A 1,312-nucleotide genomic window follows, 5' to 3' on the forward strand; every position below is an offset into this window, starting at 1 on the left:
GAATAGCAGAGGTGCAGCGTCCAGAAGCCCGAACGGCGCAGCAGCAAGCCGTCGCCAATGTGGATGCGGGCCGCCTCGAAGACCTGGATCAGGCGAGGGCGCTGTGCGTCGTAGTCCGACGCCCAGCGCAGGCCGCGCGGCTCGTAGCTGGCGCGCAGGGCCCAGTAGCTGTCCCAGAAGACCTGGCCATCGCCGTCGATGCATCCTTCGCCAACGAGGCCGACGTCATGCTCGCCGTAGATGTTGACCAGCGCCGCCGGCCAGCGCATCTCGATGCCTGAAACGCGAGTGGCCAGCGGTGGGTAGTCGGCCAGGTTGCGCGAGCCCAGCAGCGTGGCGCCGCGATCCAGCCGCAGCGTCATGCCGCTTTTCAGGAACAGCGAACCCGTCAGGTAGATGCCGGGTGGCAGGCGCAGCTCGGTGCGCTGCAGCGCCGCGGCGTCGATGGCGGCCTGCAGCGCCCGCGTGTCGAGCGTGATGCCGTCACCGCGCGCGCCGAAGTCCTGCGGGCTCACCTCAAACGATGCCCGAGCCGCTGGCGCCTGCCTTCGGCGGGCGCTTGACGGCGGCCTTCTCGCGATAGCCGCTGGCGCGGTAGGCCGCGACCGGGTCGATCGCGCCGCCGGCACGCAGGCGGGCCATGGCGAGGATGGGGCTGACGTCGGTGCGGAAGGCCTTCTTCAGCGACTGTGCGGATTGCAGTGCGTCGTTGGCTTCCTGGAAGTTCGCCAGCGCCTTGCGGTCCACCAGCGCGGCCTGCACGAAGGCGCGCTGCACTTCGACGGCGCTGCTCATCAGGCTTTCGATGGGGTCGGTCACGTTGTGCGACTGGTCCAGCATGTAGGCGGGCTTGAAGGCTGCGCCGTCGCGGGCGGCCGCGTCGGCCAGTTCGTTGAAGACAAGGAAGAGCTGGAAGGGGTCGATGGAACCCGAATCCAGGTCGTCGTCGCCGTACTTGCTGTCGTTGAAGTGGAAGCCGCCCAGCTTGCCGAACTGCGCCAGGCGCGCCACGATCATCTCGATGTTGGTGTTGGGCGCGTGGTGGCCCAGGTCCACCAGGCACTTGGCCTTGTCGCCCAATTCTTTAGCCGCGGCGAAGCTGGTGCCCCAGTCGGCGATGACGGTGCAGTAGAAGGCCGGCTCGAACAGCTTGTGCTCGATATACATCAGCCAGTCGTCCGGCAGCGCGGCGTAGATGCCCTTGGCGCTGTCGAGATAGCGCTCCAGTGAACCGCGCAGGTTGTGCTGGCCGGGGAAATTGGCACCGTCGCCCACCCACACGGTCAGTCCCTTGGAGCCCAGCGTCTTGCCC

The 1,312-nt window shown here is 67.8% G+C and carries 1 protein-coding gene and 1 pseudogene; both read right to left on the minus strand.

Annotated elements, in window-relative coordinates:
* On the minus strand, positions 1-515 hold a 515-nt coding region (locus tag ACXJKR_RS32710; protein WP_457326409.1), incomplete at its 3' end, for a glycosyl hydrolase family 28-related protein.
* A gap of 1 nt (position 516) precedes the next feature.
* Positions 517-1,312 (minus strand): annotated as a pseudogene (locus ACXJKR_RS32715) (sugar isomerase); the annotation flags it as partial.

The organism is Roseateles sp. P5_E11, assembly GCF_054049355.1.